The organism is Bradyrhizobium sp. URHD0069 (assembly GCF_000701345.1).
Taxonomy (GTDB): Bacteria; Pseudomonadota; Alphaproteobacteria; order Rhizobiales; family Xanthobacteraceae; genus Bradyrhizobium.
In genome coordinates this window covers 1-6,071 of record NZ_JNIJ01000094.1, presented here as the reverse complement: position 1 = coordinate 6,071, position 6,071 = coordinate 1, and the positions used below count along the sequence as shown (strand labels likewise).

Below are 6,071 nucleotides of genomic sequence, written 5' to 3'. Positions count from 1 at the left end.
TGCCGGCGGCACATACTTTTGAAGCGCCGGCATCAGGTCGATCAATTCACGGTCGAGATTAGCCCGGGTTACTTCCTTCCATTTGTCGTAATATGCGCGCCACATGCCGTGGGCGTAATCGGCGGTGGAAGGTGGAATGAACCGGGTAAAGATCGTCTTCGCCGGAACTCTTTCGACGATGCTGACAATCGTTGGCAGAACCCGCTCCATCCATGGCGTTCGCCATGGACCATCCGGTCCAAACAGTCTTTGCATATCAAGACACAGATGAACCGCGGACGCGCCTGGTGGCCCTTTTAGATCGCCCATCGCACGAACCGACCTCAGCCCTTTGCGGCTGGCTGCCTAACGTTGCCGTGGTCAATACCGTACCGTCCACGTCGTTCCGCAGCACGCCATAGAGGATACGCGTACTAAAAGCCGATGAGCAGGCCGAAGGCAATCACGCCAACGGTGCTGGCGACACTTGACAGGCGGTGGCCGACCATCCATATGCCATCCATGCAGATGTTTATTGGATGGTAAATCATGGCAGACAATGTCCACGAACTCCGACCAAAGCCCGCTGACACCGAAAAGATCACGATCAATCTTGGTTATGTCGATCTTGGTCACGTCGATCTAATGGTGCAGGAAGGGTTCTACTCGAACCGTACCGATTTCATTCGAACGGCAATCCGCAACCAACTCGAACGTCACGCAGACGTGGTCAAGCAGTCCACGGTTCGAAAAAATCTGGACCTCGGTCTGCGGACCTACAGCCGCGGAGATCTAGAAGCAGCGCGGCGAGCCGGTGAGATGCTGCACATCAATGTTCTGGGCTTGGCCAGTATCGCCCAGGACGTCACGCCCGAGCTTGCCCGCGCCACAATTGCCTCGGTCTCCGTGCTGGGTGCTTTGCATGCAAGTCCCGCGGTCAAGGCTGCTCTCGCCGACAGGACGAGGTGAACGCGATGCTGAATCAGGACATCGTTCGCGAAGCCACGCGCCTTACGCGCGCGGGCCAACTTGTCGAGGCCACCGCGGTCCTCCAGCGGATGCTCCGCGGCGAGAGCGCGCCGGAGGCGACATCCGGCACAACGGGCCGCCCCGCTCTTGGAGGGCTCGAGCCTCCGACCATTGACGCGAAGGCCAATGTTATCGAGGAGACGGAAAGTCCGCGGTTGGCGCGGGCCACCTCCGCTCATCAGCGCAAACACGCGGCGCTGCTCGATGGGATAACGAACCGCTTCGGACTCGGACTGCGAGGTCCGATCAAGCGCGCTCCGCCTTCCATGCAGGACATCGTGCCCGACGGCGCAAGATTCGTCGAAGGCGCCTACTGCAATGCGGCGGGAAGCCGGACCTACAAGCTATTCATCCCAAGCCGCTACCAAGGGCAACCGCTTCCTTTGGTCGTCATGCTTCACGGCTGCACCCAGTCACCGGACGATTTTGCCGCCGGCACCAGAATGAACTTCTTGGCGGAAGAACAAACTTGCTTCGTGATCTACCCCGAACAGCGCAGCGAGGCGAACCAGGCGAAATGCTGGAACTGGTTCCGCACAAGCGACCAGCAGCGGGGCAGCGGCGAACCTTCGCTTATCGCGGGCATCACTCGCCAGATCATGCGAGACTATTCGGTCGATCCGAAACGCGTCTACGTCGGGGGACTGTCGGCCGGGGGGGCCGCTGCCGCCATCATGGGAGCAACATACAACGATCTGTACGCCGCAATCGGCATACATTCCGGCCTGGCCTGCGGAGCCGCCACTGACCTTCCATCTGCTTTTGTCGCCATGCGACAAGGCGGCGCGTCCAATGGCAGGATGATTCCCGGTGACGGGCCGCCTGTCCCGACCATTGTTTTTCACGGGGATCGAGACACTACGGTGCATCCAAACAACGGCAATCTAATTCTCGAGCAGTCCGTTGGAGCGGCGAGCCCGCAAACGAAGGTGCATCGCGGGCGGGTACCTGGAGGGCATGCCTATACCCGCACCGTCCTTACCGAACCGGGCGGGCGCGCAATCCTTGAGCACTGGAACATCCATGGCGCCGGCCACGCATGGTCGGGGGGCTGCCCTGCAGGCTCCTACACCGATCCGCGAGGACCGGACGCAACAAGGGAAATGCTGCGTTTCTTCCTTGAGCATTCGCTCCCACGGCAGGCAGGTTGGAGTTAGTCCGTTCGTGGCGGCACTTTTCGGACCTTGCACGATGTCCGACTTGAGTCCGTCATGCGCCCCAAAGCAGAAGTTGGCGAGATAGTAAGGCTTCGATGGCGCTGCGCTGCTCTCATGTGTCCAGTTGATCCTGCCCGATGGACATGTCCGGTCATTGCGCGCCGACAGGGCTGTGTGCCGCTGGCTAGGGCGAGGCCCTGGAAGCACGCTATTGCCGCCCCCAAGATCCACATCCGTGCCGAGCGGCTGCGCGCTCAGTGCTACCAAAGTGTCGAAACTCGCATCGAAGCCGTGGCCAAAATTTCGTGAGAAGGAGCGGCTGGAGAAGTCAGCCGCTCTTCTGCTTCCGTGATCACCGGCTGGAAAGCCGGGCTAAGCGGCACGCCGTTCGATATTTTGAGCCATCTGCTTTGCGGCATCGTCGGCAGCCTTGAGTGACATGTCGGCCATCCGACGGCTACTCTCCACGGCACCCTCCAGGGTTTCACGCATGAAATCGCTCTGCACGGCTCCGATCTCCTGAGGAGTTCGACAGCCCCACAATTCGTTCATGCGGTTCATCGAACACTCCATTTGGTGCCGAACGAACGCGAAATACTCTCGCGACATTCCAGTCATTCCTTTGGCAAGCGCGCTGGTGGACTGCAGAGTCGTTGCGGCGTTGCGGGCCGACCGTTCAGTTGCTTCTTGCACTTCGTTCCCCGACAAGCCGAGTGTGCGACTGACCTGGTCGGTAGAACGACCCATTACTGCTGTCGTCATCTCCAATCCGAACCGCAAGGCGTTCTGCAGCGCCTCGGCATTTTGCCGGAGCAGGTCGGCACCGACCCGAGCCACCTCCTGACTGGCCTCAACCGCAGTTTCTCCGACGCGCTTAGCCTGCTCAGCAGTCCTCTCGCTGGCCTGTCGAATTGTTTGCTCGGCGTTTTGGTTAGACTTATCCTCTTGGCGTGGATTTGCCATCTTAACGGCCTCCCTCGATGTTTGACTGGTGATTTCGAATGCCTGTGCGACGTGGTGAGCACAGGTGCATTTCTCGCAAACAAACGCGATCGCTTGAGAGCCGTTCCAGCGTTGCTGAGCTTTTCGGAATGCTCGATGCTGTGCAGGAACTACGGCTGCAAGTTTCCGTTTACTTCCGAGACTGGCTCGCTAAGTGCGGCGCACTGACCAAGCGAAAACCCGCCCGATGGAGATCATCGAGCGGGTCCGCGCCTGACGCCAAGAGTACAACTCACGGGGTCGGCCGTGTGAATCCAGCGTTCGCCCGATGGTGTTGCGCAATCCTTCGAGCGATATCGCCCCGCCGTTCTCATCTAATATGACGGAGTTATGAAACGATGCCGGTTCATGGGCCTTGCCTTACATCGAGGCAACATGCTGTTTTCCGGCTACATATTCGACGTCGAGGGCACGCTGGTGGACAGCGTGCGGCAGAACCTGCTGAGCCTTCAGGAATCCTTGGACGACTTCGGGGTCACCGTTCCGTACAACGTTCTGCAGCTCTATTCCGGCCTCGATGGTGACCAGGCCCTTCAACTCGTTGCACCGGCTCTCGACGTGGCCGAGCGAAAGAGGCTGATGGAAGCCAAAAGCAAACTTTATGAAGCGAAATACCTGCGAAGCGTGAAAGCATTCACCGGCGTGCGTGACGTATTCGAGGCGCTAACTAAGCGGGGCGGCAGGATTGCGCTTGCGACCGACTGCAAGGGCCCTGAACTGAAGCATTACCTCTCCTTGCTGAATGTCGACGATCTCATCGATTCCATAGCGTGCGGCGATGACGTCGAACACGGCAAACCGGATCCACGACTCGTCGGATTAGCGCTCAGAAAGCTGGGAGTCGCCGCCGGACAAGCCGTTATGATCGGCGACACTCCATACGACGCCGAGGCGGCGGTCGGGGCGGGCACTGCCGCCGCCGGGCTCCTCACTGGCGGGTTTGCCAGAGAAGCGTTGACGGAGGCGGGGTGTTTCGTCGTCGCAGGAGAACTCTGTGACCTTCTGACTTGCCTGGAGAATGAATCGCCGCGGGTCGTTCTCTTGAGAGAGGCGCCTCCGAAGGCCGGTCCCGAAAAGTTGGGATAGGTCCTTGGACCCAGCCAAGCATTACCTCCTCAACGAAGCCTGAAGAGGCATCCATCGATATTCCATACCATGTGATAGGCGAAGGACCCCGGCGGCAGAACGATCATCGCATACCGACTATTCGACTTGATTATCGCTGAGTAACGAGGATGGCATTTAACAGCCTCAAGTTGGGTACCGCGGAATTGTGAGGTTCAGAATGCCGAGCGACATTCGGCATGAACCAATGAGCCGTCAGCTTGATGGCCCATCAGCGTTCGAGGAATTGGCGACCTCAGTTCGCGGCCCGAGCTGGGGCCGTTTCTTTTGGCTGGGAAAAAGATCAGGTATTGGGAGAATGAAAGAGGCCGCCGACATGAGGCGGCGTTCGCGATGATGGGCGCGCGGGACGGTGCCGACGATGCCGGACCACCGCGCAACACTGAAATTAGCCACCTCTATTAGCCACCTCTACAAGTCTGGCGATACCTACGACAATTTCCTTCACCTTGTTCGCCTAACTGGTCCTTGTTGAGGCAGGCTTGTCTCAATTCGCCGCACACGTCCCTCCGAACTGGCCTTTGGCAGGTCTCCCGGTATCTGCGGCAATTTCCTTCGCCGCGCTCCCCTAGCATGTCCTTGTTTTCGCAGGCACGCCGCAATTGCTCGCATTCCCCACCCCCTCGGCCACGGCCGTCGTATACTCGGACGCCTCCCGGTCCAACCTCAATAGATTGGGGAAAGGCCGAGATCGGAATTACAAAAAGAGCCGCTGCCGCTGCGACGCCGAACGCATACTTGCGCATTCGTTTAAACATCCCAATCCTCCAGCTGCGAAGTGCCGGTGAATTACCCAGCGCAAATACATCACGCGGGATGCGGGATTTCGTTCCGACCGGATGACATATTTCGTGTCAACGAATGTCTGAGATGGCTGCAAACGGCGACACGCATGCTGAAAACCCAAACTTCCGAAGTGGCGGCATTTGCTACTTTCTCAATGACGAGGTGAGGTTCGGGCCGTGTTTCGAGGGTGCGCTGCCAAGCAGCGCGGCGGGCTTGAAAGGTGGCCAAGCTAGCGTGCAGCGTTTCCGGTTTTTCTCTCCAGGGCGAAGCCCTCGCCGGCCATAGCGATCGCACTCCTCATTAAATCAAAAAATCCCTGGAACGATCAGCCGGAAAATGCGTCACAGAGCAAGGTGACGCGAGCGACACGGCGCGTCACTTGGTAGCGGCCCCAGCCCCACACGACAACACCCAGCCTCCCAGGCTGGGGTCGCGCTAATGCCTGCTTTCAAAAAAATCAGCAAAATGGGAGATGCGTATGGTGCGACACGACTCCGGTTTACCTCACGAGAATCCCTGCGCCCAATGCGGCAAGCCGATAGCCCCGCCGGACTGGACTGAAAACGGTCCGCGCCGCATCTCCTATCTCTGGCATTGCCGGGCTTGCGATTACGAGTTCGAGGCGGTGGCGTTTTACGATGCTTCGCACCCGAGCCAGGAAGCGCTCGCCGCCTAACGGAACTCAGCTGGTGTAGTCTTTTCGGTAGCGCGAAGCGCTCGCCGGTCACGGTTTGTGCCTACCGGAAAGAACTTGCCCTTTTTCAAATCTCTTTCCGTTCACGGGACGTGCCGCGAGCGTAATTGCCCTTTTGGATTTTTTGTTCTCTCGGCCACCTGAACAAGGGTGGGGTCTTTTCGATGCGATTAGCGAGCGAACGGGTGGGACGAGATTCGCTGAGCCGTTCCGGGTATCTGTTCTTAGTGGCATTGCCTGCGCTCGCAGGGGGCGCTGTAACGCGCGCCATGGGCACGAAATCGCGAGAGGTCATCTGG

General features: G+C 59.0%; 6 protein-coding genes and 1 pseudogene. 4 read left to right on the top strand and 3 right to left on the bottom strand.

From position 1 onward, the window contains the following. A pseudogene (locus N554_RS0129900) lies at positions 1-210 on the bottom strand (cysteine hydrolase); the annotation flags it as partial. A 318-nt stretch (positions 211-528) separates the two neighbouring features. Here N554_RS0129900 and N554_RS0129890 point away from each other — a divergent pair. Beyond that, the gene (locus N554_RS0129890) at positions 529-948 is read left to right on the top strand and encodes a CopG family transcriptional regulator (protein ID WP_029586811.1); all 420 of its coding nucleotides are present in this window, start codon (positions 529-531) and stop codon (positions 946-948) included. Positions 949-953: 5 nt separating this feature from the next. Next, on the top strand, positions 954-2,165 hold the full coding sequence (locus N554_RS0129885; RefSeq protein WP_029586810.1) for an extracellular catalytic domain type 1 short-chain-length polyhydroxyalkanoate depolymerase: 1,212 nt from the start codon (positions 954-956) through the stop codon (positions 2,163-2,165). A gap of 372 nt (positions 2,166-2,537) precedes the next feature. Here the strand turns inward: N554_RS0129885 and N554_RS0129880 are convergent, their stop codons facing one another. After that, positions 2,538-3,128, bottom strand: a complete 591-nt coding sequence (locus N554_RS0129880; protein WP_029586809.1) for a phasin family protein — start codon at positions 3,126-3,128, stop codon at positions 2,538-2,540. Positions 3,129-3,515: 387 nt separating this feature from the next. On the opposite strand from N554_RS0129880, the gene N554_RS0129875 reads away from it, so the two are divergent. Together N554_RS0129875 and N554_RS0129870 are read left to right on the top strand one after the other, a co-directional pair. Then, positions 3,516-4,253: an HAD family hydrolase gene (locus N554_RS0129875; protein ID WP_197033800.1), complete on the top strand. Its 738-nt coding sequence runs from the start codon at positions 3,516-3,518 to the stop codon at positions 4,251-4,253. Between the two features lie 1,303 nt (positions 4,254-5,556). Beyond that, complete coding sequence (locus N554_RS0129870; RefSeq protein ID WP_029586807.1) at positions 5,557-5,754, top strand: hypothetical protein; 198 nt, start codon at positions 5,557-5,559, stop codon at positions 5,752-5,754. An 85-nt stretch (positions 5,755-5,839) separates the two neighbouring features. On the opposite strand, the gene N554_RS41575 is transcribed toward N554_RS0129870, so the two are convergent. Beyond that, positions 5,840-6,071: hypothetical protein (locus tag N554_RS41575; RefSeq protein ID WP_210165386.1), on the bottom strand; the 232-nt coding region annotated here is incomplete at its 5' end.